25 protein-coding genes and 1 pseudogene are annotated in these 26,299 nt (G+C 61.1%); 9 read left to right on the top strand and 17 right to left on the bottom strand.

Going from position 1 to position 26,299, the window contains the following annotated elements; genetic code table 11:
- The first annotated feature begins 49 nt into the window (after nt 1-49).
- Nucleotides 50-2,707, top strand: coding sequence for an ATP-binding cassette domain-containing protein (locus AWB72_RS11285; RefSeq protein WP_040052367.1), 2,658 nt, complete (start codon nt 50-52; stop codon nt 2,705-2,707).
- Nucleotides 2,708-2,719: 12 nt separating this feature from the next.
- Nucleotides 2,720-3,316 carry a ParB/Srx family N-terminal domain-containing protein gene (locus AWB72_RS11290; protein ID WP_040052264.1) on the top strand — a complete coding sequence of 199 codons (597 nt, stop codon included), beginning with the start codon at nt 2,720-2,722 and terminating at the stop codon, nt 3,314-3,316.
- On the opposite strand, the gene AWB72_RS11295 is transcribed toward AWB72_RS11290, so the two are convergent.
- The 11 genes and pseudogenes from AWB72_RS11295 to AWB72_RS11345 form a co-directional block, all read right to left on the bottom strand.
- A complete protein-coding gene (locus tag AWB72_RS11295; protein WP_040052265.1) occupies nt 3,306-4,289 on the bottom strand; it encodes a UDP-glucuronic acid decarboxylase family protein in 984 nt (327 codons plus the stop codon). The two genes, AWB72_RS11290 and AWB72_RS11295, sit on opposite strands and share 11 nt — an antisense overlap.
- 49 nt (nt 4,290-4,338) lie before the next feature.
- Nucleotides 4,339-5,298 carry a glycosyltransferase family 4 protein gene (locus AWB72_RS11300; RefSeq protein ID WP_040052266.1) on the bottom strand — a complete coding sequence of 320 codons (960 nt, stop codon included), beginning with the start codon at nt 5,296-5,298 and terminating at the stop codon, nt 4,339-4,341.
- Nucleotides 5,285-6,349, bottom strand: coding sequence for a glycosyltransferase family 9 protein (locus tag AWB72_RS11305; RefSeq protein WP_040052267.1), 1,065 nt, complete (start codon nt 6,347-6,349; stop codon nt 5,285-5,287). Before AWB72_RS11305 ends, AWB72_RS11300 begins: the two co-directional genes overlap by 14 nt.
- Nucleotides 6,346-7,344, bottom strand: a complete 999-nt coding sequence (locus tag AWB72_RS11310; RefSeq protein WP_040052368.1) for a glycosyltransferase family 2 protein — start codon at nt 7,342-7,344, stop codon at nt 6,346-6,348. The genes AWB72_RS11305 and AWB72_RS11310 overlap by 4 nt, the downstream gene beginning before the upstream one ends.
- A gap of 62 nt (nt 7,345-7,406) precedes the next feature.
- Entirely contained in the window at nt 7,407-9,152 is a 1,746-nt protein-coding gene (locus AWB72_RS11315; RefSeq protein ID WP_040052268.1) for a carbamoyltransferase family protein, read from the bottom strand.
- 12 nt (nt 9,153-9,164) lie between these two features.
- The gene (gene waaF, locus AWB72_RS11320) at nt 9,165-10,331 is read right to left on the bottom strand and encodes a lipopolysaccharide heptosyltransferase II (RefSeq protein ID WP_040052269.1); all 1,167 of its coding nucleotides are present in this window, start codon (nt 10,329-10,331) and stop codon (nt 9,165-9,167) included.
- Nucleotides 10,328-10,906 (bottom strand): D-glycero-alpha-D-manno-heptose-1,7-bisphosphate 7-phosphatase, encoded by a 579-nt coding sequence (locus tag AWB72_RS11325; RefSeq protein WP_040052270.1) that lies wholly within the window; start codon nt 10,904-10,906, stop codon nt 10,328-10,330. The genes waaF and AWB72_RS11325 overlap by 4 nt, the downstream gene beginning before the upstream one ends.
- Nucleotides 10,903-12,192, bottom strand: coding sequence for a glycosyltransferase family 4 protein (locus tag AWB72_RS11330; protein WP_040052369.1), 1,290 nt, complete (start codon nt 12,190-12,192; stop codon nt 10,903-10,905). The genes AWB72_RS11325 and AWB72_RS11330 overlap by 4 nt, the downstream gene beginning before the upstream one ends.
- Before the next feature lie 235 nt (nt 12,193-12,427).
- A complete protein-coding gene (locus tag AWB72_RS11335; protein WP_052450048.1) occupies nt 12,428-13,348 on the bottom strand; it encodes a glycosyltransferase family 2 protein in 921 nt (306 codons plus the stop codon).
- A complete protein-coding gene (locus tag AWB72_RS11340; RefSeq protein WP_244285588.1) occupies nt 13,345-14,115 on the bottom strand; it encodes a PIG-L deacetylase family protein in 771 nt (256 codons plus the stop codon). Before AWB72_RS11340 ends, AWB72_RS11335 begins: the two co-directional genes overlap by 4 nt.
- A gap of 27 nt (nt 14,116-14,142) precedes the next feature.
- A pseudogene (locus tag AWB72_RS11345) lies at nt 14,143-15,146 on the bottom strand (hypothetical protein).
- A gap of 247 nt (nt 15,147-15,393) precedes the next feature.
- On the opposite strand from AWB72_RS11345, the gene AWB72_RS11350 reads away from it, so the two are divergent.
- The gene (locus AWB72_RS11350) at nt 15,394-15,630 is read left to right on the top strand and encodes a hypothetical protein (protein ID WP_052450049.1); all 237 of its coding nucleotides are present in this window, start codon (nt 15,394-15,396) and stop codon (nt 15,628-15,630) included.
- Between the two features lie 17 nt (nt 15,631-15,647).
- Here the strand turns inward: AWB72_RS11350 and AWB72_RS11355 are convergent, their stop codons facing one another.
- Nucleotides 15,648-15,869 (bottom strand): hypothetical protein, encoded by a 222-nt coding sequence (locus tag AWB72_RS11355; RefSeq protein WP_040052271.1) that lies wholly within the window; start codon nt 15,867-15,869, stop codon nt 15,648-15,650.
- 206 nt (nt 15,870-16,075) lie between these two features.
- On the opposite strand from AWB72_RS11355, the gene AWB72_RS11360 reads away from it, so the two are divergent.
- From AWB72_RS11360 to AWB72_RS11370, 3 genes are all read left to right on the top strand, one after another.
- A complete protein-coding gene (locus AWB72_RS11360; RefSeq protein WP_244285589.1) occupies nt 16,076-17,287 on the top strand; it encodes a glycosyltransferase family protein in 1,212 nt (403 codons plus the stop codon).
- Nucleotides 17,288-17,603: 316 nt separating this feature from the next.
- Nucleotides 17,604-17,789: a hypothetical protein gene (locus AWB72_RS11365; protein ID WP_040052273.1), complete on the top strand. Its 186-nt coding sequence runs from the start codon at nt 17,604-17,606 to the stop codon at nt 17,787-17,789.
- Nucleotides 17,790-17,806: 17 nt separating this feature from the next.
- Nucleotides 17,807-18,124, top strand: coding sequence for a four-helix bundle copper-binding protein (locus AWB72_RS11370; protein ID WP_040052373.1), 318 nt, complete (start codon nt 17,807-17,809; stop codon nt 18,122-18,124).
- Nucleotides 18,125-18,127: 3 nt separating this feature from the next.
- Here the strand turns inward: AWB72_RS11370 and AWB72_RS11375 are convergent, their stop codons facing one another.
- Together AWB72_RS11375 and AWB72_RS11380 are read right to left on the bottom strand one after the other, a co-directional pair.
- Nucleotides 18,128-18,484, bottom strand: a complete 357-nt coding sequence (locus tag AWB72_RS11375; RefSeq protein WP_040052374.1) for an HPF/RaiA family ribosome-associated protein — start codon at nt 18,482-18,484, stop codon at nt 18,128-18,130.
- 94 nt (nt 18,485-18,578) lie between these two features.
- On the bottom strand, nt 18,579-19,460 hold the full coding sequence (locus tag AWB72_RS11380) for a LysR family transcriptional regulator (protein ID WP_040052274.1): 882 nt from the start codon (nt 19,458-19,460) through the stop codon (nt 18,579-18,581).
- 130 nt (nt 19,461-19,590) lie between these two features.
- Between AWB72_RS11380 and AWB72_RS11385 the strand changes: the two genes are divergently transcribed.
- The 3 genes from AWB72_RS11385 (at nt 19,591) to AWB72_RS11395 (ending at nt 22,672) form a co-directional block, all read left to right on the top strand.
- Nucleotides 19,591-20,409, top strand: a complete 819-nt coding sequence (locus tag AWB72_RS11385) for a TerC family protein (RefSeq protein ID WP_040052375.1) — start codon at nt 19,591-19,593, stop codon at nt 20,407-20,409.
- A gap of 114 nt (nt 20,410-20,523) precedes the next feature.
- Complete coding sequence (locus tag AWB72_RS11390; protein ID WP_040052275.1) at nt 20,524-20,751, top strand: hypothetical protein; 228 nt, start codon at nt 20,524-20,526, stop codon at nt 20,749-20,751.
- Nucleotides 20,752-20,827: 76 nt separating this feature from the next.
- Nucleotides 20,828-22,672: a glycoside hydrolase family 15 protein gene (locus AWB72_RS11395; RefSeq protein ID WP_040052276.1), complete on the top strand. Its 1,845-nt coding sequence runs from the start codon at nt 20,828-20,830 to the stop codon at nt 22,670-22,672.
- 237 nt (nt 22,673-22,909) lie between these two features.
- Here the strand turns inward: AWB72_RS11395 and AWB72_RS11400 are convergent, their stop codons facing one another.
- The 3 genes from AWB72_RS11400 to AWB72_RS11410 form a co-directional block, all read right to left on the bottom strand.
- Complete coding sequence (locus AWB72_RS11400; RefSeq protein ID WP_040052277.1) at nt 22,910-23,107, bottom strand: hypothetical protein; 198 nt, start codon at nt 23,105-23,107, stop codon at nt 22,910-22,912.
- A gap of 236 nt (nt 23,108-23,343) precedes the next feature.
- The gene (locus AWB72_RS11405) at nt 23,344-25,155 is read right to left on the bottom strand and encodes an alpha/beta fold hydrolase (protein WP_040052278.1); all 1,812 of its coding nucleotides are present in this window, start codon (nt 25,153-25,155) and stop codon (nt 23,344-23,346) included.
- A 389-nt stretch (nt 25,156-25,544) separates the two neighbouring features.
- Nucleotides 25,545-25,802 carry a hypothetical protein gene (locus AWB72_RS11410; RefSeq protein ID WP_244285590.1) on the bottom strand — a complete coding sequence of 86 codons (258 nt, stop codon included), beginning with the start codon at nt 25,800-25,802 and terminating at the stop codon, nt 25,545-25,547.
- Between the last annotated feature and the right edge of the window lie 497 nt (nt 25,803-26,299).

The following is a 26,299-nucleotide window of genomic DNA, read 5'->3' on the forward strand; positions in this document are numbered from 1 at the left end:
ATTTCACGATGCTTGCAACGGGAAAACGACATATGGAAGCATGCACATGATGACTGCGTCCACGGAAATCAGCCGCTCGCAACTGCGCAACCGCATTGTGAGCGATCTCGCGCAGGCGATATGGAAGTTCCGCCTGCAGACGCTCGCGGCTGTCACGCTGATGATCGCATCGCGGCTCGCGGTGGTCGCCGTGCCGCTCATGCTAAAGCACGTCATCGACGAATTCAGCCGGCCGACGGCGAACGCCGTGTTTCCGGTGTTCGTGATTCTCACGTACGTGTTGATGCGTTATCTCGGCGACGTGCTCAACGAAGCGCGCGATGTCATATTCAGCATCGTCACGCAGCACACCGTTGCATCATTCACCGAACGCACGTTCTCGCATCTGCACGGAATGGGTGCGCGCTTTCATGCACAGCGCGAAACGGGTGCCGTGGTGCGCGACGTGCAAAAGGGCGCGGATGGCATCGGCTTTCTGCTGGGCGTGGCCATCTTCACCATCGTGCCGACGTTGATCGAAATAGGCACGGTCGTCGCGATCATGGTGAGTCAGTATGCGCGGACTTTCACGATTGCCATCGGCTTGACGTTCGTCGGCTATGCGGTCTACACGCTTATTTTCACGCGCTATCGCATGCGCTTTCAGCGCGCGGTGAACCGGCTCGAAGCGCAATCGGACAGCCGGCTCGTGGACAGCCTGCTCAACTATGAAACGGTGAAGCTCTTCGCGAGCGAAGACGTCGAGCGCAAGCGCCTTTCGACCGTGCTCGAAAAATGGGTCACGGCGCGCACCGCGAATCAGCGGGCGTTGACCATTCTGCATGTCGGGCAAAGCACGGTCATCACCATCGGCATTGGCGCAGTGATGCTGCTCGCCGCGCAGCACGTGGTGGCGGGCACGATGAGCGTCGGCGATCTCGTGCTGGTGAACGCGTATATCGTGCAGGTGTGCGCGCCGCTCAACACGCTCGGCTTCGTGTTTCGCGAGACGAACGACGCGATCGTGAACGTCGAACGCATGTTCGAAATTCTGCTTGCGCGTGGACGTCGCGGTGAAGATGTCGATGAAGTCGAAGCGAAGCCGCTTCAAGTTACTGTAGGGGAGATCGAGTTCGAGCATGTGAATTTCGGCTACGATCCCGCGCGCCAGATTCTGCGCGATATCGATTTCCGCGCCCATCCCGGCAAGAAGCTCGCGGTGGTGGGCGGCAGCGGCTCGGGCAAGTCGACGCTGATGAAGCTGCTCTTCAGGCTCTACCAGCCGACGGCGGGCGTCATCACCATCGACGGTCAGGACCTGCGGCACGTCACGCAAAAGAGCCTGCGCGAAGCCATCGGCATCGTGCCGCAAGACACCGTGCTCTTTAACGATACGATCGCCTACAACATCGCCTATGGGCGTCCGAGTGCCACGCGTGCGGATGTCGTGCGCGCAGCGCGTGCGGCGCAACTCGACAGCTTCATCGAACGCCTGCCCGATCATTACGACACGCGCGTCGGCGAACGCGGCGTGCGGCTCTCGGGTGGCGAGCGGCAACGCATCGCCATCGCGCGCGCCATTCTGAAAGATCCGCGCATCATCGTCTTCGATGAAGCGACGTCCGCGCTCGACACGCGTTCCGAACGCGCGATTCAAAGCGAGCTGGACAGACTCGCGCAAGGACGCACGTCGATCGTGATCGCGCATCGGTTGTCCACGGTGGTCAATGCGGACTGGATTCTCGTGATGGAGCACGGGCGCATCGTCGAGCAGGGACAGCATGCGGAATTGATCGAGCGCGAGGGCGTCTATGCGCGCATGTGGTCGCTGCAATCCCAACAGGGCGAGCTTGCGCAAGTGCAGCGCAAGGTATCCGCGCAACCGGTCGGTCTCAACGCGTTGATTGCAGGCGTGGTCGATGGCTTGCATGAAGAGATCGTCGAACACGGTGTGCAGCTTTACACCATGATGCCCGACGACGATCTGCGCGTGACCGGCGATCCCGGCGTGCTGCAACTCGTGATAGCCGACTTGTGCCGCACGGAAATTCGCGCGGCGGATCGCGGCGAGCGTGTCGAACTTCGCGTGGAACGCGAAGCGAATCAGGTGCGCGTATGCGTGCTCGGCCGCCGTGCGCAGCCCGCGCCGCTTTCGCAGAAACAGGCACGCAGGCTGGAAGAAGCGTTGAGTGAAACGGGCGGCACGTTCACGGTCGGTTATGTCGATGGCCACCTCGCGTACGTCGCGATGATGCCCTTGCGGCCCGTCGTCGATACGGACGAACATGAGCCTGTTGAAACCGACGCGACCGGCAATCTCGACGGCCTGTGCGTGATGGTCCTCGACGATCAGGAAGCCGCACGCGAAGCACTCGGCGCGGTGCTGGAGACGACCGGCGCCGGCGTGCGCCTCGCGGCGTCGGGCAAGGAAGCGCTCGAATGGCTCGCGCAAACCCCGACTGAACAATGGCCCGATGCGTTGCTATGCGACATCGTGCTCGGCGAAGAAGACGGTTATAAGGTGCTGCGCCGCGTGCGCGAACTAGAGGCGAGCCGTCGTGTATCGCTCGATCAGCGCATGCCGGCCATTGCATTGACCGGCCATACGCAAACCGAAGATCGGCTTCGCGCGCAAATGGCGGGCTTTCAAATGCACATGACGAAGCCGGTTCCCACGGAGCGGCTCATTGCAGCCATCCGTCAGGTCGCCGTTCCCACGGAAGCATGAGGAGCGCATGACATGGACACGAAAGCAACCGCGCGCATCGACGAATTGAAGCCGACGCAAGGCGCATTGGGCATGGAGCATGTGCGCGAGAAAATGCGTTTGACGCAAGAACAGCCCGAGCAGAACCGCGCGGCCTTCATGGACGAACATGCGCTGCGTGTCGTGCGCGGTCCGGGCGGCACGCTGCACGTGATCGATCATCATCACTGGGCGCGCGCGTGGGATGAACTCGGCATGGACATCGTACCCGTATCCATCGCATGCGACTTCAGCGACCGCGATCACGATGCATTCGTCGCGGCCATGCGCGAAGAAGGCTGGATTCATCCATTCGATGCACAAGGCCGCGAAACATCGGTCGATGCATTGCCGCCTTCCATTGCCGCGATGCCCGATGATCCTTATCTCAGCCTGGCCGCGTTCGTGCGCATGGCGGGCATGTTCGAAGACTCGCCGGAATTCAACGCCAAGTTCGCATGGGCAGACTATTTTCGCGAGCGCATCGAAGGCGATTTCGCATCGATCGCGGGCTTCGCCAAGGCGCTCGCGCAGGCAGTCGCGGCTTCGCGCGAAGACGAAGCGCGCGAACTGCCGGGCTTCAAAGCGTAGCCATTGCCGAGCGCGTTTCCTGGGCTTCGATGATCTGCCGGAAGTAGGCCGCGGTGCGCCGCAGTCCTTCATCGAGCACGGTGACGGGCTGCCAGTCGAGCAGCTTGCGCGCTTGCGTGATATCCGGCTGACGATGCCACGGATCGTCCATCGGCAGCGGCCGGAAGACGATCTCCGATTTCGATCCCGTCAACGCGACGATCCGCTGCGCGATCTCGAGCATCGATATCTCATGCGGATTGCCGAGATTCACGGGGCCGGTGACTTCATCGGGCGTGTTCATCAGGCGGATGAACGCATCGACCATGTCGTCGACATAGCAGAACGAGCGCGTTTGCGTGCCTTCGCCATACACGGTGATCGCCTCTCCGGCGAGCGCCTGCATCATGAAGTTGGACACCACGCGGCCATCGCTCGGATGCATGCGCGGACCATACGTGTTGAAGATTCGCGCGATCTTGATGTTGAGCCCATGCTGCCGCCGATAATCCATGAAGAGCGTTTCGGCGCAGCGCTTGCCTTCGTCGTAGCACGAACGTGGACCGATGGGATTCACGTTGCCCCAATACGCCTCCTGCTGCGGATGCACGCGCGCATCGCCATAGACTTCGCTCGTCGATGCCTGAAAGATCTTGGCCTTCACGCGCTTGGCGAGGCCCAGCATGTTGATTGCGCCATGCACGCTCGTCTTCGTCGTTTGCACCGGATCATGCTGATAATGAACCGGCGATGCAGGACACGCGAGGTTATAGATTTCATCGACTTCCACATACAGCGGGAAGGTCACGTCGTGACGCATCAGTTCGAAGTTGGGGCTATCCAGCAGATGCGCGATGTTGTCCTTCGTGCCGGTGTAGAAGTTATCGACGCACAGCACGTCATGGCCTTGCGCGAGCAGCCGTTCGCACAGATGCGAGCCGAGAAAGCCCGCGCCGCCGGTCACCAGAATGCGCTTGCGAAATGCTTCTTTCATGACGATTCCCTTTAATGGTGATGCATCCCGATTCGTTCAACGCATGCGCTCAACTGCACACGTGCCGCAACGTCGCGTCCCATTCGGCGGCGAAGCGGTCGATATGAAAGCGTTCCAGCGCAAGCCGTCGCGCGCCTTCGCCCAGACGCCGCGCTTCGGCGGGGTCGCGTATCAGGCGCTGCATGGCATCGACGAGCGCGCTCGTATCGGTATGCACGAAGCCGCTTTCGCCGTTGCGTATGACGGTCGCCAGTTCCGTCGTGGCAAGGCCGATGATCGGCATGCCGATGGTCATTGCTTCGACGATTGCGAGGCCCAGGCTCGTCCAGCGAATCGGATTGAAGAAGAAACGGTATTGCGCGGTGAATGCGGCCAGATCCAGATTGCCGACTTCGCCGATTCCGCCCGCCGATTCCGCGTCCATGCCGACGAGATCGAGCGGCACGAGTTGCTTCGCCTCCGCGAATACGTCGTTGCCGAGCCTGCGCCCGCGCTGCCGCAAATGATTGATGACGACGATGCCGCGTTCCTTCTCGCCGCTATAACGCACGCCTTCCGGCACGACCACGCCGTGCTCGATCACGCGCGTGGGCGTCTCGCCGCTGTCCCACATCAGGCGATTGAAGTGCGTCACGTGTACGAGCAACGTGCTGCGATCGTTTACCCAATGGCGCTGCTCGAAGGGATTCTCTTGCGGCGGATCATGTTCGATATAGACGCGCGGCAAGCGCCGTTGCGCATCGGACAGCAAGTTGATGCGATAGTCGTCCCAATGCGTGCGATGCTGAAAGAGCACGACATCGAATTCTTGCGAAGCCACCCGATCCGCAGGGACTTCATGCACGTTGTCGCCCCACGGCAGCACGCCGACCTTGCCCGCATAGCCCGGCGGATGACCGGGCTTGGTCACGAGATAAAAGTCGTGCTTCGCCTGGCTCAGGTAATACATGTAGTTGCCGTGGACATGCCACGTGAGCACGCGCAGACGTCGTTGATTAGCAGTGGGCATCGGTTTCCAGTTTTTCTGCAGGCAATTGAAGTCGCGCAACGTCGAGCACCTGCGCGACGCTGATATTCAGTGCGCACGGATGCCCATACGGGCATTCGCGAAACGCACAAGGGCGGCACGGCGGATAGTCCGCGAGCACGCGGTGACGTTCATGATCGAGCGGCGCCCAGCGTCGCGTGTCGCTGCCCGATGCGATGACCACGCTCTTCGTGCGCATCGCCGCCGCGACGTGAGAAAGGCCCGTGTCGTTGCATACGATGAGCCGCGCACGCGCGACGAGCGCCGCGAGTCCGCCCAGCGATGTCTTGCCCGTGAGATCGATCGCATCGAGGCCAGGCGTGCCGGCAATACTCGCCGTGATGGACGCTTCGCTCGCGCTGCCTGTCAACGCGACTTGCCAGCCGTCGCGTGTCAGTGCAGCTGCCACTTGTGCAAAGCGTTCGGCGGGCCAGCGTCGCGAGGGCAATTGCGATCCCGCGTGAACGAGCACGAGGCGCGATGTATCGAGGCCATAGCGCTCGATCAAGGCATCGCATTCGCGCGTGTCTTGCGGCGTCAGCGGAATCTCGAGTTGCGTATCGCGTGCATCGATGCCGAGCGCATCCATCAATGCGTTATAGCGTGCGACTTCCTGAAGCTCATCGGGCCACGGAATGAACACGCCTTCGCGCAGCGCTTCGTCAGGCTTGAGAAAGCCCGCGTTGATACGTGCATGCATCTGCTCCACGATATCGTTCGCCAAGCCGCCGCTGCCGTGCAATTGAATCGCGAGATCGAAGCGGCGCGCGCGCATCGCATCGTGGAAAGCGGGCAGATGTGCGTCGGTTTCCTCTTGCTCCGGAAAGCCGATGGCGCCCGGAAACACGATGAGTTCATCGATGAGATGCGCATAGCGTTCGACGAAACTCTGCGCCCACGGCAAGCCGATCAGCGCGATATGCGCCTTCGGATACGTGCGACGCAATGCGCGCAACGCGGGCACGGCGCACAGCATGTCGCCGAGCTGAAGCGCGCGGAAGATCGCGATGCGCTCGACTTTCGCGGCTTTCATATGAACAGCACGCGGAATTTGACCGCGCCGTAGAGCCGCCAATAGATCGAGAGGAATGGAATCCACAGGGACGTCCATGCCATTTCGAGTATGTGCGAGCGCGTGAGCGCCGTGGACCTGAGCCGCTTGAAGCAGAACCATGCGGAAAGGCATAGCCATATCTCGATTCCCAGCAGCCCGAGTGTTGCATTGCCATTCGCAAAGGCGAGCAGGGCGATCACGACTACGGCGAGTATCGCGTAGTAAAGGAGCGGCGGCGTGCTCCTGATGCGCGTCTTGAAGAGTTCGCGATGCTTCTTGTAGAGCAGCGCATCGAATTGACTCTTCTTCTGCTGCGAAAGACTCACGCCCCAGCGCGCGGGACGCACGGGATGCAGCACGATCGCATCGTCCGAGCGAACGATGTGCGCGCCCGATCGCATCAGCTTGAATTGAAGGTCCGAGTCTTCGCGCCATGCCGATGTGAACCGCGCATCGAAGCCGCCGACACGCTTGAGCGCCGAACGCGTGACGAACGTATTGGCCGTCGCGAACTCGGTATGCGAAAGACCCGCGGCATCCTGCTCATAATCGGTCGGACGCGGGCCGAGCGGCACGACAATGCGGCCCGATACTGCATCCGCGCCCGTGCCTGCATGCAGCGCTGCGACGCCTGCCGCGAGCCAATGCGGATCGGGGATCGTGTCGTCGTCGGTGAAGGCGATCGACGCAGCGTTCGATGCCCGCCATCCCGCGTTGCGCGCGCCCGCCGGTCCTTGCGTCGCGGTCACGGGCACATAGCGAATGCGCGGGCCTTGCTCGAACTCGCGTGCAAGCGAGGCCACGCGCGAACGCGTCGCTTCATCGGGACCGTCGTCGCATACGATGATCTCGTAACGCGCCTTGTCATAGTCCTGCGCGATGATCGCGCGCAGACAGCGTTCGAGCATGTCGGGGCGGCGATACGTCGGCACGACGACGGACACATCGAAGGCCATGTCCGACGCATTGCTCATGGTGGCTTCATACGCCGCCGCGTCTCTTGCGTTATCGAACGGGATCGAGCCCGCAATCGTGCTCATGCATGCCCTCCCGGTTTCTCGATAAGGAACGGGCCGATCACGAGCGCATCGAGCGGCGACGTCCAGAACGATTCGACTGCATCGCGTGGCGAGTTGACCATCGGTTCGCCGCGCGTATTGAACGACGTGTTCACGAGCACCGGCACACCCGTACGCGCCTTGAAAGCAGCAAGCAAGTCATAGTAGAGCGGATGCTGCGAGCGATTGACGGTCTGCACGCGCGCGGTGCCGTCGATATGCGTGACGGCCGGGATGCGCGCCTTCATGTCCTCGCGCACATCGAACACGAAGAGCATGAACGGCGCGACGCGTGCATCGACGAACCAGTCGGCCGCGTGCTCTTCCATCACGACGGGCGCGACGGGACGAAAGTCCTCGCGGTCCTTGATCTCGTTCAGGCGCGCCTGCATCGACGGATCGATCGGCGAAGCGAGAATCGAGCGTGCGCCCAATGCGCGCGGACCGAATTCCGTGCGTCCCTGATACCAGCCGATCACGCGGTTCGACGCAAGAATGTCGGCTGTTTCAGCGGCGATATCGTTGAGCCGGCGATACGGCGTCTTCGACCACTTGAGGAAGTCCTCGATATCCTTCTCCCCATAGCACGGCCCGAGATACGCATGATTCATGTGCCAGCGACGGCTCTTGTCGCCTTCCTTCACGCGTTGCTGATAGTCGGTCCAGAGCGCCGCGCCGAGCGCGGTGCCTGCATCGCCCGCTGCGGGCTGAACCCAGATGTCCTCGAAAGGACCGCGATCGCGAAGACGCGCATTCATCACGCAGTTGAGCGCGACGCCGCCCGCCATCGCAAGATGCTTGAGGCCCGTGCGCTCATGGAGCCAGCGCGCGAGTTCCAGCGCAGTCTCTTCGAGAACGACTTGCAGCGAATGCGCGATGTCGTAGTGATGCTGCGTGAGCGGACCGCCGCGTTCGCGACGCGGACCGAAGCGTTCGACGAGACGCGGGGCATCGACGGTATAGCTGCCGTCATTGCGATACTTCACGATCTCGCGGAACTGATCGACATAAGCGGGCTTGCCGAACGATGCAAGGGCCATGACCTTGTACTCGTCCGACGAATGCAGGAAGCCGAGATAGTCCGTTACGGCTTCATAAAGCAAGCCGAGCGAATGAGGCAACTCCACTTGCTTCACGCGCTGATATTCGCCATCGACAAATTGACCGAGACTCGTGGTCACGCCTTCGCCGCGTCCATCCATCGTCAGCACGGCGGTGTTTTCATACGGCGCCGCGAGAAACGCGCTTGCTTCATGCGACAGATGATGATCGACGTTATGCCATTCGAAGCGCGGCGCGCGACCGCCGCTCACGAAACGCTTCTTCAGATGATGCGGCGCGCCGTCGATCAACTGGCCGCGCGCATTGGCGATATAGCTCAGAAAGAGCGGATCCCACGGCGATTCCGAAGGGTTGCTGCTCACATGCTCCGACGGCATGAACGGCAGCGTGATGGTCGCCTTCGCCTGCTTCGGCATGCCGGAGAAGAGATGCGGATCGTACGAGTAGGCAATGTGATCGACGTCCGCGAGTTCGATGCCCGCTTCTTTCAGGCAATAGTCGATGGCATCGAACGGAAGTTGCCACGTCGAGAAAGGCACGGGACGCTTTGCGTGCTTCACATGCGTGAAGCGCTCGTCTTCGGCCGCCGCGATCACGACGCCGTCGTGAACCAGCGCCGCGGCGCTGTCGTGATAGACCGCATTGATTCCGAGTGTGTACATAAGGCGCGTCTCTCAGGGTAATGTCAGATGAGCGGGATGATGTTCCGTGCGGGCATCGATGAGGGACAAGGCAGCGTCGACGACTTCATCGACACTTACACCGAGCAGGCACGTGTGATGTCCTTCGGGACACACGCTGCGATAGCACCAGCGGCATGGCACATCGTGATAAAGCACGCGATGCGGCGTTTGCCACGGCATGTGCTGCGGATTCGTGAGCGCATACAAGTCGACGACGGGCGTGCCCACCGCCGACGCGATATGCACCGGGCCGCTATTGTTCGACACGAGCACGCGCGCTTCGTTGATGAGCGCCGCGAGTTCGCCGAGCTGCAGCGCGCCCGCAAGATTGACGATGCGCGCATCGCCCGCGCTGACCGCATCGCACAGCCCGGCTTCGCTTGCCGAGCCGGTGACGAGCACGGGCCATCCGGTGCGCGCGGCAAGCACGCGAGCGGCTTCTGAAAAGCGCGCCGGCGGATAGCGGCGCGATGCGGCGGTCGCGCCGGGATGCATGACGAAGTAGGGCGCGTGAAGGTCGATGCCGCGTTCATCGAGCTTGTGTTCGAGGGATGCTTCATCGGCTGCGCGCAACGAAAAGCGCATGCGTGTATCGTTCGCAACGGCGCCCACGTTTGCAACGAGCGCAAGCTGCCGTTCCACTTCATGCCGCGTTCCATGCTGCGGCTCGCGCTCCGCAACCCAGTCGGTCAACAGGCCATACGGGTTTTCGCGGCAATGCGCGAGCCTTCGCGGAATGTTCGCGAGATGGCAAAGCATCGCGGCAGGCAACGGATTCTGGCTATACACGCTGAAGATGACGGCGGCATCGAAACCGAGCGATGCAAGACGGTCGCGCATGGCGAGATCGGCGGCGGCGTCGATCGGTTTCTCGTGCTTCACCCAAGGCGCGTGATACTCGATCACGTCATCGATATCGTCGATGAAACGCGCCGCCTGTGCGCCCGATCCCGATGCAAGCAAAGTCAGGTGCCGGCCCGGATACGCATGCTTGAGCGCATGCATCGCGGGCGTGGTCATCAACACGTCGCCAAGGTTATCGGGGCGAATGCACAATATGCGGCGCACGTCCTCGCCCCATACGCGTTGTGCAGCGGTAGCAGGCGCGCGTGCGTGCGCATCCGCGGGCTGGATCGTGACCGGAATTTCGCGCTTCATGTCGCGAGCTCCGTTGCCTGCCACGATCGTTCGATGATGCGCGCGGCGTCGAACATGTCCTTCGCGATGGCATCGGGTTCACGCAGCGGACCGCGCTGCCACACCGTCTCATTGCCGTTATCGATGAGCACGGCACGGCAGCCCGCGCGATGTCCCGCTTCGATGTCGTCGAGAATATCGCCGACGAACCAGCTTCGTTCGAGATCCAGACCGTGCTCACGCGCCGCGCGCTGGATCATGCCGGGTGCAGGCTTGCGGCAATCGCAAGTGAGCGCAAAGCGCCGCACCGTTCCTTGCGGATGATGCGGGCACCAGTACACGGCCGCGATCTTCGCACCCGCTTCGGCCGCGAGTTCATGCAGCTTGCGTTCGACATCTGCAAGCGCGGATTCATCGAACTTGCCGAGCGCGACACCGCTTTGATTGCTGATCACGATAATCGGCACGTTCATGCGCGCGAATGCAACCAGTGCATCGAATGCGCCGGGCGCGAGGCGCATCTTGTGCGGATCGACGTTATAAGGCACGTCGTCGAGCAGCGTGCCGTCCTTGTCGAGAAAAACAGCAGGCTTCATGCGCTCGCGCCGCCATATGCCGCGCGGCCGCTGCGGACTGCCGCTGCGGTATCCACGCCGGCCACGCGTGCATAGACCTGTTCGAGCGACTGCGCGACGCTCGCCCACGTGAACATGGCGCGTGCGCGTTCGAGTCCCGCCACGCCCATGCGTTCGGCGAGCGCCGGATCGCGTTTGATGATCGCGAGTGCATCGGCGAGCGCAGCGGGGTCTTTCGGCGGCACGAGCAGGCCGGTTTCGCGGTGCGCCACCGAATAGCGAATGCCGCCTACGTCCGCACCGATCACGGGCCGGCCGCACGCCATCGCTTCGAGCGGCGTGATGCCGAACGGCTCGTACCACGGCGTCGTGACGAACACGTCGGCGGCGTTATAGAAGATCTTGAGGCGCTGGCGTCCATGACGGCCGAGGAAGTTGACCTTGTCGCTTACTTGGGACTCCGTAGCAATTCCGCGCAGTCGTCCGATTTCCGGCGTCGCGATTTCATTTGCTTCGTCGGAGTTGCCGCCGATCACATAGAGATGCGCATCTTCGTTCAGTTCGCGATTGCAGATGCCGATGCCCCGCACCACGTTATCGATGCCTTTGCGCGGCACCATGCGCCCGAGCTGGAGCACGATGAAGCGGTCTTGCGGCCAGCCGAGACGCTCGCGCGCATCTGCCTTCTTCATCGGATGAAATTCGGTGCTGTCGAAACCGCACGGCACGAGATCGATGCGCGCAGGGTCCGCATGATAGAGCGAGAGAAGATCGGCTTCGTCTTGCGGGCATTCCGCGATCACCGAGTCCGATTCGCGCACGAGCGCGTCTTCGATATCGAAGCGTTCATCGGGAAAGCCGTCGCCCGCGCCCTGATGAATGCGGCGCACGCGGCCGAGCGCATGAAACGTCGTGACGAGCGGCGTGCCGAGCGCTTCCTTGATGCGCATGCCCACGAGTCCCGACATGAAGAAGTTCGCATGCACGACGTGATAAGGCGTCGCCTGCTTCCTGAAGTAGCCGATCATGAAGCGCGCGAACTCGTCCATGTGCGGCAGAAGCTGCTCTTTGGGCAACTGCACCGGCGGACCAGCAGGAACGTTGATCACACGGATGTTCTGAATGCCTTCGAAGCGCGACACGAGCGGCAACAGGGAACGGTCGCGGCGCGTGAAGACATCCACTTCGTGGCCGTTGCGCGCGAGGTGCCGCGCCACATGCGCGACATAGATGTTCTGGCCGCCGCTATCGACGCCGCCTGCCACCGCAAGAGGCGACGCATGCTCACTAATAAGTGCGATCTTCACGTGATGGCCCCTTGATACGCGTTGTTCGAGGTGTGCTCCGAAGCGTTCGCGGCCCACGGGTTGCGCGCAGGCTTCGAGCATCTTGCTGGGTGAGCATTCGTTGTGCCACGCTCGCGAAAATGCGCAGGATCGTTTGTTCGTTGGTAGACGAAAGCAATTTCGTTAAAACGCTTCGCACTCGACGAGGCGCTTTTACATGGTGCTTGTAGTTGTGTGGAATTAAGCGTGACCGTGCTTAACGGCTTTCGCGACGGCGGTCGTCATCGCGAACGATCGCACGCATCATCTGGACATGACGGCCTACCACGCGACGTCGCGTGAGCGCCCACGGCAGGCCGCGCAGCAGTTGCGCGGCGTCGTTCAGCAGCGTGCGTTCGCGATGCATCACGCCGAGCGCACGCACCGTCGAGCCGATGGCTTCGCGCAAGGGCAAACGCAGCCATGCAACCCATGCGGCGTTACGCGCGAGCAGACGCCGGCGCAGCGCGCTGTCGCGTATGGGTGAGGGATGGTGATGAAGCACGAGTTCATCGGCATAGACAAGTGCGTGGCCATGATCGAGCATGTCGAGCGCGAGCAACGACTCCTCACCGCCGATGAACAGCCGTGGCTCATAGCCGCCCATCGCTTTGAAAACGGTCGTGCGAAACACGCTTGCGCCCGCCATGTATCCGACGAGCGACGGCCCCGGCAAGCCGCGCGCGCCAAGCGGACTCGCGCGCATGCGTTCGCAGGTTTCGTCGGCATCGCCATCTTCGCCGACGACCACGCGCGCGCTCAGCACCGCGACGCGTGGAGACGCATCGAGAATCTCGGCTGCGCGCGTGAGCGAGCCCGCGCCCCACCAAGTATCGTCATCGCAGAAGGCGACGTACTCGGTCCGCACTTTGTCCACGCCAAGATTGCGGCCCGCCGCGCCCATGTTCGACGGCGCGACGACCAGTTCCACGAACGGAAACGCTTGCGTGATACGTTCCGCCGTATCGTCGGTCGATGCATTGTCGACCACGATGATCTCGACGCGGTCCGGCAATGCCGTGAGGCGCGCGAGCGTGTCGAGCACTTGTTCGGCGCGGTTATAGGTGAGCACGACCACGCTCACGCGCGCGTCGCATTGCGCCGCGTGAGATGTCGATGCTTTCGGCAACGCGCTCATCGCCGATCCTCTGCGGGCGCAAGCGTCCAGAAGCGCTCGGGCAGGAAGACGTCCGCATAGCCGTTATCGCCGAAGGCCTTCAGTTGGCTCGAATACGCAGCGACGGCTTCGCGCTTCTTCGCATCGCGGCGTTGCTGTTCGGCGGGCGCGGGAAGCGGCGGATTGAACGGCGTCGCCTCGATGCCGCGTTGGAGCAGATCGGCGAGACGCTGTTGCACGACGCCCGGTATCGCGCGATATAACCCTTCCTCGTACCCGAAGCATGTCAGCGTGGGATGCGCGAGCCACGCATCGCACGCGCCTTCATGCACGAGTATGTGGTCCGAATGAAAGAGACCGAGGGGCATCAACAACGCATCCGGGCGATGCTCGTCGATGGCGTCGATCAATGCACGCGCGATCGTTTCGCGAGTCGGTTTCGCGGACGCGGGCGAGTAAGGGATGTACTGCGAGTCCAGCAGGCCGAGATGAAACGGCTTGGCGCCCAGCACGCCGAGCGCGCGCTTGTCTTCTTCGATGCGCGCGTTCATCGCGTCGAATGCGCTCGAGAAGCCGCATCGGCCGTCCCACTCGGTCGCCGCGTCTTCAGCGGGGCGCGCCGTGAACACGGTGCAAACGCGCGCATCCGATGCGCTGACGATAGCCGCGCCGCAGCCGAACACGGCGTCGTCGAGATGAGGGGAAATCACCAGAAGTCTGGACGTGGCGTCGAACATGAGCGAGCGTCGAGTGGAGAACGGCTCGTCGACGCGCAAATAACGGGCCACGTCCGCGTGGCGCAAGAGCGAGCCGCGCTAGAAGCGCATGCCGACGCCCGCCGCGATGATGTCCGCGTCACGGTCGTAACGCGTCACCATGCGATTCCACGTGAGGCGCGCAAGCCAGCGGTTCGTGAAGCGATAGCTCGCCGATAACGATACGAGCCCTGAGAAGCGTCCGTCGCCGGTGCGGTTTTGCGGCAGGTCGTCGTTCTGTGTGATGGACAAATATGGGCCCGCGCCGACGCCTAGCGTGAGACGGTCATCGAAGAACGCGCGCGTGGCCCAGAGTTGCGCGGCGACGCCATCGCGGCGCGACTGCACGTGTCCGCCTTCATGCAGATATGACGCGGTGAAATCCACATAGCGCCACAGGCCGCGCCGATACTCCACGCCCGTCGCCAGATTCGTTTCCGAGTCGAGGCTATTGAGCACGGTGGTGCCGAGCATCACCGTGACTTCGTTGCCGGTGACGTTGGCGGTGCGGGACGGCGCGCTATTCCGCGGGCCGTGTCCATTCGGCGCATCGAGCTGATAGCCGATGCCGAAGAGCAGCGCCGTGGTGTCCGGACCGCCGAACGCCTGTACGCGATTGAGCCGCATCTGTGCGATCCAGCGGTTATCGAAGTAATACGCGGCGCGCAGTGTGAACATCGCGCCCCAGCCGTGCGTGTTCGAATAATTACCGCCGGCTTCCGCCTGGCTCGTATCGAAGTAACGATACGGCCCCGCGCCCGCCGACAGTTCCAGCCGGTCGTCCATGAGCGGCATGCGGCCCCACAACTGCGCGGATTGTCCATCGCGATGATGGTTCGGATATGGCCTTCGTTGACCCACGAGAAGCTCCACGCGGCGTAAGGACCGAGCCCTTCGCGATAATCCGCTTCCCATGAGTATGTGTTCTGGCTGCCGGTCTTGAGCGGGCCGGCGAGTATCGAGAATTCCTGCGCCTGCGCACTTCTTGCCATGACGGCCAGCGAGATGCAGGCAATTGCGAGCGCGGCGGCTTTACGTTGTCGTTGTTTCGGAATGTGAGTCATCGCGCATGAATTTGAGGCGGGCGTTCTGCGTTTCGTCCTGGACGGCCCGCCGAGAATATCGTCTAAATGCGAATCATGCACTATCGGTCGCGCCGAATGTTCGTCGACGCACGGGCGAATTCCGCGAACCGCGCTACAAATGAGGCACGGGATTCTGCTTGTTTCAACCACGCACACGCCGGTCTTCCGACGCGCTGCCTGCGTGAATGACTGCATGGTCCGGCCATTTAACGTAGCGAGGTCAGCAATGGACTGCATTCCAGTCGATTACCAGGGCGCTGAATTGTCGGCGGTCGTCGTGCATGCGGCGGGCGAGTTCGTATCGACCGTGCTGATCGAGCGGCCCGGAGGCGTGCGTCGCGCGGTCGGGCCATTTCGTCCCTTCGCGACGGCGCGTGCAGCGGAGCAGTTCGCCATCCAGTATGCAAAGGATGTGCTGGACGGCCGTCATGTGGCGACGGAACCGCGGACGGTGGCGGGGTAAGTGCAGCCGGTCGGGCGTCAGCCGTGCGCGCGGCATAGGGACGTATCGAGCCGTGCGATCAGCACCGCAGTCGAGCACGCGCCGCTTCGCGCACCGAACGGCGCGGCGAATTCGCCAGCTGAATCGATCAGCGTGCGGTAGTGCTCGCTCGCATCGGCCGCCGTTCCCGGTGCGACGATCCGCAGTGGGTGCGGGTCGTCAAAACGCGTTGACGGACGCTCCTCCTTCGCCTGACGCAATAATTTGCAAGTCGACTGACGGTCACGGATAAGCTAGGCGCCCTTGCACGTTCGCTTGCTGATCCGACATGGTCACACTCATTAGCTGTTTTTCCGACCGCCACGCGACGTATTCGCGCGACAACCACGCCGCATTCTGCCGCCATACGCGGGCGGTTCACCGTGGCGAGCCGATATCGAGCAGCGCCGATTCGCTCGAACTCGGCGTGCTCTTCAAGTATCAGATGATCAGCGATCGCCTGGCGCAAGCTGCCGAGGGCGAGCTTCTGATATTCGCGACCGAGAACGCGCTCTTCGTGCGCTTCGCGGATTTCGAGCAAATCATGGCTGGACGCGACAGCCTCGTGACGAACGGTTTTTTTGGCATCAACACGGATATGTTCGTTATCCGAAATAACGATGCGAACCGTCGCATAGTGCGAGGCATGGCTGCGCGATGCCGCGAGTTCTATCGATACGGCGAGTTCGTGACCGAGGAAGCGTTGCTCGAAGCGTTTCCGTTGGTATCGGATGTGGAGTTGGTCAACGGCGTGATTCCGATTGCATCGATGTGGTCGGGGCAGCATCCTGATCTTCGCGGGACGCCGATCATTGCGGTATCGCTGGTTTTCACGCCACGCCTGTATAGCAAGTACGGTCCGCGCTGGCGAGCTGTCTTCGCGCGCCATCTGAATGAGTGCCACGCGTTGGACCGGACTGTCTTCGATGTTGCGCCGCCCGAGCCTGCCTACACGGAGCCGCTGACGGTGTATCAACCGGGCAGGCCGATTGCGTTGGTCATGCTGTACACGCCGAACATCGCGGGCTATGCGCGCTTTGGAGAGGCGAACTTGCGCGCCTATTGCGAACGTAATGGCTACACGTTGTATCAGTATCGCGATGTGCCTGCTGATTTCCCGCGAGAGGCGTGCGGCAACTGGTCGAAGCCGTTTCTGTTGGACAAGCATTTGCCGAACCACGAGTGGGTGTTCTGGGTGGATGCCGATATTCTCGTGATGCATCCCGAGGTGAAGCTGGAACAGTTCATGGAAGGTCGCGAACGCGTGCTGACGGCGGACATTTGCGGCTGGCGCTTCAACTCTGGCGTAATGGGTTACGCCAACACGGAGGCAAATAGGAATGTGATTCGAAGCGTGCTAGCGCGCGTGCTGGAAATGGAGGATGTGAGGTACACGTTCTCGAGCCAGGGCGACCAGTTTTATTTTATGGAGCAGATGATTTCACACGGCTTGTGCCCCGACCCAGACTCACCCTCACTCATCAGCTTCAACGCGTTGAATACGCCGTGGTACTTCGCGACCCCGGAAACGTTCATGTGCCACTTCCACGGCTTGAGTACGGAGTTGCGGATGTTGTTCATGTCGATGCACGCAGTACCCGAAGGCGGATTCGAGTGGATAGAACACCAACAACGCTAGCGACGCGCGCTGCGCGCTCAGCGAGCGCTGGTGTTGTCGAGCCCGGGGGCTCGCATGGGGTGAGTGCTCAGTGGGCGTGGAAGGTGATTCAAGGCTGATTCAAGCTGAGTGCCAACGTGGCTCTGCGAAGTGGCCATGCTTCCGATGCGTTGGCCCGAAAAGCTGCTTTCTTTGGTTACTTTCTTTGCAGCAGCAAAGAAAGTGACCCCCGCCCCGGGGAGGGGCACGCCAATAGACCGACGCGATAAAACCAGCACAGGACCGCCGCTTGCTGGACACCGAAAGCGAATAAACGGCGACAAGGAAGGAGGTCACCATGACGCAGGAACCGCGTACAACATCCGACGATATGGATGAACCGCTGAGCGGTGCGACCCCATCCAGCGACACGCGCCAGCAAAACCTTGACGCAAAAGAAAAGCAAACCCACGAAGCGAGCGAAAACGCGCTGCCTTCGTCGCAGGACAAGAACCCGATCCCGCCCGACTCGACCCGCCGCTAATGCACGGAGCCATTCCGATGAGTGATTACATCGATTGCATCGCCGCCTTGGATCGTTGCGCCGCCGCGTGCAACAACTGCGCGTCCGCGTGCATAGCGGAGGGCCATCTTCCGGAGATGGAGAAGTGCATCCGTCTGGACCTCGACTGCGCGGCGCTCTGCCGCTTCACGTCCGAGTCGCTTGCGCGCGACACGCAATTCATGCGCGACTTCTGCGACCTGTGCGCGCGAATCTGCGATGCATGCGCCGATGAATGCAGCCGTCATCCCGCGGATCACTGTCAGGCGTGCAGCGACGCGTGCCGCCGCTGCGCCGAACTGTGCCGCGCGATGTAGCACTCATGCCGCATCGGGCGATCTTTTCCACGCGAGACTGCGAGCGCGCACGCGCCTGACTGGTCTCGCGTTCTGACGTTTGCGCACGAGTGTGCGGACCGCGCGAGCGAGGGCTAAATCGATCGCGCCTCGCCAGTCGCGTGCAATCGATGTCGCGACGACCTTTTGCTCGCGAGTTACTTGCAATTCCACCTGGCATCGTTTGTCGACGCCGCCGCGCGGGCCGTTGATGTCCGACAGACTAACGGTCGCCTTCGAAATGAGCCACGCGAGCCGGCGAAACGCGAATTCGGTGCGTGCCCTTGCAAGTTCGTGCATGGAAATGCCTTCGGGATCGCGCGACTTGAACAAGAGTTTCATGGATGCCTCCGTGTTGAAGATGAGTCCAGCGTACGGACAGGACGGCATCGTAAAAAGCAGCATCATTCGAAGCAGCACTTCGTAAAAACCGAACTCAAACACCTGCACTCGCGAGCACGCGTTGCGTCAGCGGATGATGCCGCCCGCGCCGCGACACGATGGCATGTACTTCCTCCTTCACTTCGGGCGAACGTCCGAGCCAGCGAAGCCCGCGCAGCAGCGGCACATCGCCCGCGCCGAATTCCGCGAGCGGAAACACGCCGAGGCCGCGCGCACCGAACACCGCCATGAGCGCACTGTCCTCGAATTCGCCGACGACACGCGGCGTAATGCGCTGCGATTCGAGCCAACGATCGAGCCGCGCGCGCAACGATGAATGACCGGTTGGAAGAAGGATAGGCAGCGAAGCAAGGCTGTCGGGGAAGTGATCGATGGCGCTCTTGCGCACGATCGACGCCGGACCGTACCAGTCCACCGGCGATGCAATCAGCCGTTCGCTCGTGAGCCGCATGTTCTGGTTATGCGGTGCGGGCTGGCTTGCGAGCACGAGATCGAGGCGATGCAGCGCGAGTTCGCCGAGGAGTTCGTCGGTTTCGCCTTCGTGACAAAGGAGACGCAGCGAGGGATCGCCGAGCACGGGCGATAGCAGCGCCTGGGCGGCGAGCTTCGAAATGCCATCGGAGAGGCCGACCGCAAAGCGCGCAATCGTGCCGCTCGCGGCTTCGCGCACTTCGTCGTGAATCACTTGGCCGATCTGAAAGATCTCTTCGGCGCGCGCGAATGCCGCCTGGCCGGCCTCGGTCATCGTCACGCCGCGACCGGCGGGCTTGAGCAATTGATGGCCGAGCGATTTTTCCAGTTCCCGCACTTGTGCGCTGATGGTCTGCACGGCCATGTCGAGCCGCTCTGCGGCGCGAGCGAAGCCGCCTTCTTTCACGACGACCCAGAAATAATGCAAGTGCCGGTAGTTGAGCATCGATAATCTCCATCGAATGGCAATTCTTGTGCGGTTCGTAAAAACCGAACTTTCCGTTCGATTATCGCTGATTTTTTCGGCGTCTCGGCTTGACGATGATGACGATTCATCGCACATCGTCGAACTGCTCATGGACTATCTTCTTTCCCTCGCCGCCGATCCTGCTGTCTGGGCCGCACTCGTCACGCTCATCGCGATGGAAGTGGTGCTGGGCATCGACAATCTCGTGTTCATTTCCATTCTCACCAACAAGTTGCCGGAGCACCGGCGCGCGCGTGTTCAGCGCCTTGGCATCATGCTCGCGCTCGTCATGCGGCTTGCGTTGCTGGGCACCGTTGCGTGGATCGCACGTTTGACGCAACCCGTGTTTTCTGTGTTCGATCACGCGTTCTCTTGGCGCGATCTCATCCTGCTGGCGGGCGGGCTGTTCCTCGTGTGGAAGGCAACGATAGAAATGCATCATCACGTGCGAAAAGATTCGCAAGGTGAGGGCGTCCTGTCGAAAGTGGGGACGATTACAGCGGGGGCGGCCATAGGACAGATTCTGCTGCTGGATCTCGTGTTCTCGGTCGACAGCATCATCACCGCAGTCGGCATGACCGAGCATTTGCCGATCATGTTCATCGCGGTGATCTTCGCGGTGGCTACGATGCTGTTCGCTGCGCAACCGCTGTCGCGATTCATCGAACGTAATCCAACCGTTGTCACGCTTGCGCTCAGCTTCCTGCTTGTAATCGCGATGACGTTGATCGCCGAAGGCTTCGGCACGCACGTGCCCAAGGGCTATATCTATGCCGCGATGGGATTTGCAGGTTTTGTCGAGGCATTGAATCTGCTGTCGCGCAGCGGGCGAAGGAAGCGGGAAGGGCTCATGGCCAAGGGCGAGATATCCACAGTTTCAGTGAACAAGGCTGTGGACAAGCCTGGGACCGGGACATTATCCGCTTGAACCAGCAGAGAATTATTCAGCCCACGTTCGAATGCGCACCCGCCCACTGAAGATGGAGTGAATTGCTGTTAGATTCCCACGCTTGTGCCACCGATTCGCAAGAAAGGAGCAAGCATGAGACGCAAATCGTCAGGGGCGGCAGTGGTAGCGGTGCTGGTCGGTGTCGCGGTTGCTGTGACGCTCTATATCGCGAGCTTCGGCAAGTCATCGCACCATGCGCAAGATTCGTCAGCGGCCGGCCATGCGATTGCCACGCAAGATCTCTCTGCAAGCGATGCCGCATTCAGCGCTGCAACGACTGACTCGGCATCCGGCCCACGCGCACAGACCGCAGCGCGCTAACTTACAAGAGACACGCGAAAAAACAGGAATATGACTTGCTTGAACGCTTGCCAAAGCCAAGCCGGAGCACGTCACGATGGGCCACCCGTCCCAGCACATTGCACACGCCGAGTTGCCCGTCGATGCGCGCGGCGTGATCGGCAACATGAAGACGTCCGCCCTCGTATCCATACGCGGCGCGATCGACTTCATGTGCTATCCGCGCATCGATTCCCCCACGCTTTTTGCTTCGCTGCTCGATAAGGAGCACGGCGGTGCATTTTCCATCGCGCCACGCGAAAGCGATGCGAACGTCAAGCAAATGTATCTGCCGGAGACGAACGTCCTGCTCACGCGCTTCATGACGGGCGAGGGCGTGTGCGAACTGCTCGACCTGATGCCGGTGCCGTCGTCCGAGGCGCGCGTCGACGACGTGCCGAACTGCGTGATGCGTATCGTGCGGCTGGTGTATGGACGCATGACGCTCGACGTGAAATGCGATCCGCGCTTCAACTACGCACGCGCGAAACATACGGCGCATGCCGTGGAGAAGGGCGTCGAATTCAAGCCCGCCGATGATTTCCCGCCGATGCAATTGCGTGCGAGCGTGCCGCTTTCTATCGAAGACGATGGCGCACGCGCGGTGCTCGAGATGAACGAAGGCGATTCGGCGTGCTTCGCGCTGGGCGCCGTCGATGAAATGCCGAAGCTCGATTCCAAAGAGAAATTCGACGGCATGCTGAGCGAGACCATCGGCTTCTGGAAAGAGTGGTCGTCGCGTTCGACCTATCGCGGGCGGTATCGTGAAGTCGTATTGCGATCGGCGCTGACATTGAAACTACTCAGCTCCGATGAGTACGGTGCAATTGTCGCCGCGCCGACGTTCGGCTTGCCCGAAGCGCAAGACGGTTCGCGCCGCTGGGATTATCGCTTTACATGGATACGTGACGCCGCATTTTCCGTCTATGCGTTGTTGCGGCTCGGTTATACCGGCGAAGCGGAGCGCTTCATGCGATGGATCGCCGAGCGCAATCGCGATTGCAGTTCGGATGGGTCGCTTAGCGTGATGTATGCGGTGGACGGCGAACAGGCAATGGAAGAAGCGGAGCTATCGAGTCTTGCGACATCGGTGCCGGGGCAAGTGTTTATCGGCAATGGCGCGCGTGACCAGACGCAACTCGATGTCTACGGCGCGCTGCTCGATTCGGTTTATCTCTACAACAAATACGGTGCGGCCATTTCTTATCAGGGCTGGCGGCATGTGACGCGCACTGTCGACTATGTCGTCGAGCATTGGCATGAAGCCGATCACGGCATCTGGGAATTTCGCAACGGTACACGGCCATTGCTGCATTCGCGGCTGATGTGCTGGGTCACGGTTGATCGCGCATTGCGGCTTGCGCAGAAGCGTTCGTTGCCCGCGCCGCTGGCGACATGGTTCGAGACGCGGGACGATATTCATCGCGACATTCACGAGCAATTCTGGAGCGAGGACTTGCAGGCGTTCGTGCAGACGCCGGGATCATCGACTCTGGATGCATCGGCCTTGATGATGCCGCTCGTTCGCTTCATCGGTCCGAAAGATCCGCGCTGGACCGGCACGCTCGACGCGATCGGCCGCGAATTACGCGTGGATCCGCTGATTTTTCGCTATACGCGCGGCGATACGCTTGACGGCTTGCCGGGCATGGAAGGCGGCTTTAGCGCGTGTTCGTTCTGGTATGCGGAAGCGCTTGCGCGCGCGGGTCGCGTCGATGAAGGGCGGCTCGTCTTCGAGAAGATGCTGGCCTATGCGAACCACGTCGGGCTGTTCTCCGAAGAGGTTTCGACCAGTGGCGAGGCTATGGGCAACTTTCCTCAGGCGCTCACGCATCTGGCGCTCATCAGCGCGGCGTATCAACTGGATCGGGACTTGGATCGGACGCATGTGGCTTGGACTTGATCGAGTGAGACTTTCTCATTGTCTCGGCGACATTGCTTGACAGCACCAAGTGCGCCGCGCGCGCGGGCGTTTTCCATGGTGATGTCGAAGGTATCCGTAAGCATCGCCTGCGCGATCTTTTTCGCATGCTCCGGCATCGAACGTAGTGCTCAAAGGTGTGCCGGCTGCTGCGAAACGCGCGCGCGACGGCTTCGACCGATCGCAGGGACTTGCCCGAATAGATCAACCGACAATGCATCAATACGGCGCGGCATGTTCCTGTGCGAACGCATAGCCCGCGCGCCATGCGCTGTGCAGATCGGTGCCGGGCGCATAGGAATTCACCGCGCGCGCCGGTGCTTTGTCGGCTAGCGACGGCTCGATGCGCGACTGGTAAGCAAGCTCGCCAAGGCGAAAGGCTTGCGTGAGAGCGATGGTGTCGGCGGTCTTGTTCATAGTGGCGGGCGAGAAAGGCTCCGGTTGTAAGTGGTCGAATTGGAGCATTCCGTGCCTTATTCGAAGCTTAAGCGGTGGCGGGCGCGAGGCCGAAGTTGTACTTCAGACGATCCAGTTCATTATTTGACATAACATAAATTAGCAACATTTCGTTAGCCGCTTCAAACACCGGTTGGATGAAACTCGCCACCAAATGCGCCTGAGCGCAAAAGATGACGAGCCCCAACCGACGTTGTTCAAGCCTTGCTCAAAGGCACGCCCGGCGCATGCACGGCGATCGTCGGCTGCTGTACCGGCGTGATGCCTTCTTTAGTCACGCTCTCGCACAACGCAATAACGTGCGCTGAACTCACTGGATTGAAAAGCGAATGATCGACATCGGGAAACGTCATCACGCGCACGCTCTTGTAACGCGCGAGGCGCGCACCGAGCTTGCCGCAATGCGCAGCGAGCACATCGAGACCCGCGTCATAGCTGCCATACACCAGCACGGCTTTGACGCCCTTTGCATCCAGCGCGCGAGAAACGGCCTGAGGCGTCGTGGCCTGCTCCGGCGACATATGACTCAACCCGTCCAGTCGCAACGCATCGGCGATGCGTGATCGCGCGCGCGTCGTCACATAGCTGCCGATGAAGCCGAGCACCCGCAGCAGGTTCTTGTCGCCGCGAAAAATGGCTTTCCATTTGTCGAGCTCGAACATCGATGCTGCATAGCCGGCCATTGAATTGCGCGTCGATTCGCGCATTGCTTGGGCCGTCTTGTCTTCCGGCTGCTTGAACGTGGGGATATTCACCGCAATCACACCGGTGATGGCTGTCTCCATGACCGCGGCCTTTAAAGCGTGATATGCGCCTGAACAAATGCCGAACGAGAAGATCGACTTATAGCCCTGACGCGACAGCCATCGCGCAGCGGCGGCCGTGTCCTGTGTGGCGATCGGGTTATAGATGCGGCTATATGGCGTGTCCGATTGCGTCGCGCCCGGCATGGCGGGACTATCGCCACGGCCGCGTGCATCGAAGCGCAACGAAGCGATGCCGCGCCGCGCCAGGTCTCTTGCAATGCGCACTGAAAGTCTGCTGTCGCCCACTCGCGAACTGGACGCCGTATTCGCCAGAAGAAACACCGGCCCACGCGACGCTGCGAAACGCGGCTCACACATGATGCCGAAAAGGCTTTCTTCGCCGATGCAAACGGGACGCTCGATAGCTTCCGGCGTCTCGATGCGCAGATCTTCTTCAGGCCACGGGGAGAATGCCTTGACGGCTTGTCGAGGTTGATCGCCTGCAACCCAGTCGACGACCTTGGCGAATGCCGCATCCGGCATGACCGTGAAAGCGGTTTCCTGAATGAAACCGGTAATGTCCTCGAAGGGCTGCGACTGCGCATCCACGCCCACTTCAACGAGCGCATCACGCAACGGATCTTTCGAACCGACGCGTGCGTGCATGAGCAACGCACGGCGCGCGGGTGCAATGCCCGCGCTCTTGACGCTTGCCGCGAGATCGATCGATTCGAGATCGCGCTTCATATCCTCGCCGTACACCTGCCCAAGGATGTTGAACGGGCCGTCTTGCGGCTGAATTTCGCGCAACGGTGCGGCAAGCTGATCGAGCCACGTCTTGCGTGTCACGCTCAGTTCGCGCATATAGGTGCGTCCGCTGACGACAGGTGCAAGCAGCACGAGATCATCGACGGGACGACGCAGCGCCGCTTGCAACGCGAACGCCGTGCCGACGCGAAAGCCGCACAGCGTCACATGTTCAACGCCCGTTTGAACTTTGAGAAAGTCGACAGCCGCTCCGACATCTTCGATCGAGCACTCGTATTGACCGGGCGTGGCGTCTTCGCCGTAAGAGTCCCCCGTCCCGCGATAGTCGAAACGCAGTACCCAGATACCGCGTGCAGCGAGCGCTTCCGAGAGGACGCGCATGCCGCTATAGGTCCAAACATATTCGTGACCGTACGTGTTGCAGAGCACGACGCCTCGGTTGCTCGCGCCTGCATGAAGCCATCCGAAGCGGCTTCCGAATACCACCGGTTTCATTTTTTATGTCCTCTGTCTGGCGGCGCACAAAGTAAGGGAGTTCCCCGCTCCCGTCTGCCTGACTTCTCGTGCGATCGCGAATGGGCGGATACCATTCGCCATGCCGAATCCGCAATGAAATGAAAGCGGCGAGCAGGCTAGTCCCTGCAATTATAGGAATCGGAGGCGCTCCGCAAAGTCGTATTCCCACACTTCCGCTCAGTTGGACTATTAATTGGCGGTCCAGGCGGCACCTTTATTTACTATGCGGTTTGGCGAATATTCAGAGCGCGCACGCTTCTATGCGCGTATGTGCGGTGACGAACGTGGAGAGAAGCGAAACCGAAGTGATAGAGAAAACAACTGAAGAAACAGCCTCGACGATTAGGCCGAGGCGTTAAGCAAACTTACTACGCGGCCATGACCGTCTTTGCCCGCCTCTCTTCCGTGCCGCGTGCGTGCGCGTAAACGCGCGCGCGTTCGCGCGCCACGAGCGCTTTCTTGCGGGCGAGCGTCTGTCGCTGATATTTGGGGTCTCCCATCGACATGACATACTCGTTATGGCGATAGCGCAGATAACGCTGAAAGAATTCCGTGCCGGGCAAGCCGCTATCGAGTGCGAGAAGTACGCCGTAATCGATATCGTGCAGATCGCCTAATGTCTGCACGGCAGACTCGAGCGCGGCATATCGCTGAACCAGTGGCACACCCTTGTCACATAGTGAATGAAAACGCTGATACGTCAGCAATTGCCGATGAGATGCGCAGCGTCGCAATGCCTTTGCAAGCCGTTGGCTCAATTCGGTTTCCACGTTTCCTCCCGCAAGATTTCCGGGTTACACGCGCAAAGCTCCCTTGACGTCATTCGACGCGCGAACGACGGCCCGTGCTCAAAGACTTTCACCTTCCGAAATCAAAGTGATATACCGGTACCCACCGTGCGCTGTGCGGGCGAGAAGCCTCGACGAAGAAAGCGGCGGACGCGCAGTATCGCCGCGCGCTCTTCTCGTCACGCTTCCAAAGACTCACAATGAAAGATAAGAATTCCGCGCGAGTTGCGCGTGCAAGTACGTCGCGACTGTTCGGGTGGTCTTAAGCTCGGAATCGTTTGCGCGGCGTCCTTACGAATACATGCTAGCAAACGTGCAGCGTCAAACCAAGAAAA

It is taken from the genome of Caballeronia concitans, from assembly GCF_001544615.1.
In the GTDB taxonomy this organism is placed as follows: Bacteria; Pseudomonadota; Gammaproteobacteria; order Burkholderiales; family Burkholderiaceae; genus Caballeronia; species Caballeronia concitans.

What these genes read in the sequence shown, in the direction of transcription:
- AWB72_RS11395 (WP_040052276.1), top strand. Translation starts at nt 20,828, where the DNA reads ATGGGCCACCCGTCCCAGCACATTGCACACGCCGAGTTGCCCGTCGAT.
- AWB72_RS11370 (WP_040052373.1), top strand. Translation starts at nt 17,807, where the DNA reads ATGAGTGATTACATCGATTGCATCGCCGCCTTGGATCGTTGCGCCGCC.
- AWB72_RS11390 (WP_040052275.1), top strand. Translation starts at nt 20,524, where the DNA reads ATGAGACGCAAATCGTCAGGGGCGGCAGTGGTAGCGGTGCTGGTCGGT.
- AWB72_RS11350 (WP_052450049.1), top strand. Translation starts at nt 15,394, where the DNA reads ATGGACTGCATTCCAGTCGATTACCAGGGCGCTGAATTGTCGGCGGTC.
- AWB72_RS11400 (WP_040052277.1), bottom strand. Translation starts at nt 23,107, where the DNA reads ATGAACAAGACCGCCGACACCATCGCTCTCACGCAAGCCTTTCGCCTT.
- AWB72_RS11365 (WP_040052273.1), top strand. Translation starts at nt 17,604, where the DNA reads ATGACGCAGGAACCGCGTACAACATCCGACGATATGGATGAACCGCTG.
- AWB72_RS11335 (WP_052450048.1), bottom strand. Translation starts at nt 13,348, where the DNA reads ATGAGCGCGTTGCCGAAAGCATCGACATCTCACGCGGCGCAATGCGAC.
- AWB72_RS11385 (WP_040052375.1), top strand. Translation starts at nt 19,591, where the DNA reads ATGGACTATCTTCTTTCCCTCGCCGCCGATCCTGCTGTCTGGGCCGCA.
- AWB72_RS11295 (WP_040052265.1), bottom strand. Translation starts at nt 4,289, where the DNA reads ATGAAAGAAGCATTTCGCAAGCGCATTCTGGTGACCGGCGGCGCGGGC.
- AWB72_RS11325 (WP_040052270.1), bottom strand. Translation starts at nt 10,906, where the DNA reads ATGAAGCCTGCTGTTTTTCTCGACAAGGACGGCACGCTGCTCGACGAC.
- AWB72_RS11315 (WP_040052268.1), bottom strand. Translation starts at nt 9,152, where the DNA reads ATGTACACACTCGGAATCAATGCGGTCTATCACGACAGCGCCGCGGCG.
- AWB72_RS11290 (WP_040052264.1), top strand. Translation starts at nt 2,720, where the DNA reads ATGGACACGAAAGCAACCGCGCGCATCGACGAATTGAAGCCGACGCAA.
- AWB72_RS11405 (WP_040052278.1), bottom strand. Translation starts at nt 25,155, where the DNA reads ATGAAACCGGTGGTATTCGGAAGCCGCTTCGGATGGCTTCATGCAGGC.
- AWB72_RS11300 (WP_040052266.1), bottom strand. Translation starts at nt 5,298, where the DNA reads ATGCCCACTGCTAATCAACGACGTCTGCGCGTGCTCACGTGGCATGTC.
- AWB72_RS11305 (WP_040052267.1), bottom strand. Translation starts at nt 6,349, where the DNA reads ATGAAAGCCGCGAAAGTCGAGCGCATCGCGATCTTCCGCGCGCTTCAG.
- AWB72_RS11375 (WP_040052374.1), bottom strand. Translation starts at nt 18,484, where the DNA reads ATGAAACTCTTGTTCAAGTCGCGCGATCCCGAAGGCATTTCCATGCAC.
- AWB72_RS11285 (WP_040052367.1), top strand. Translation starts at nt 50, where the DNA reads ATGACTGCGTCCACGGAAATCAGCCGCTCGCAACTGCGCAACCGCATT.
- AWB72_RS11310 (WP_040052368.1), bottom strand. Translation starts at nt 7,344, where the DNA reads ATGAGCAATGCGTCGGACATGGCCTTCGATGTGTCCGTCGTCGTGCCG.
- waaF (WP_040052269.1), bottom strand. Translation starts at nt 10,331, where the DNA reads ATGAAGCGCGAAATTCCGGTCACGATCCAGCCCGCGGATGCGCACGCA.
- AWB72_RS11380 (WP_040052274.1), bottom strand. Translation starts at nt 19,460, where the DNA reads ATGCTCAACTACCGGCACTTGCATTATTTCTGGGTCGTCGTGAAAGAA.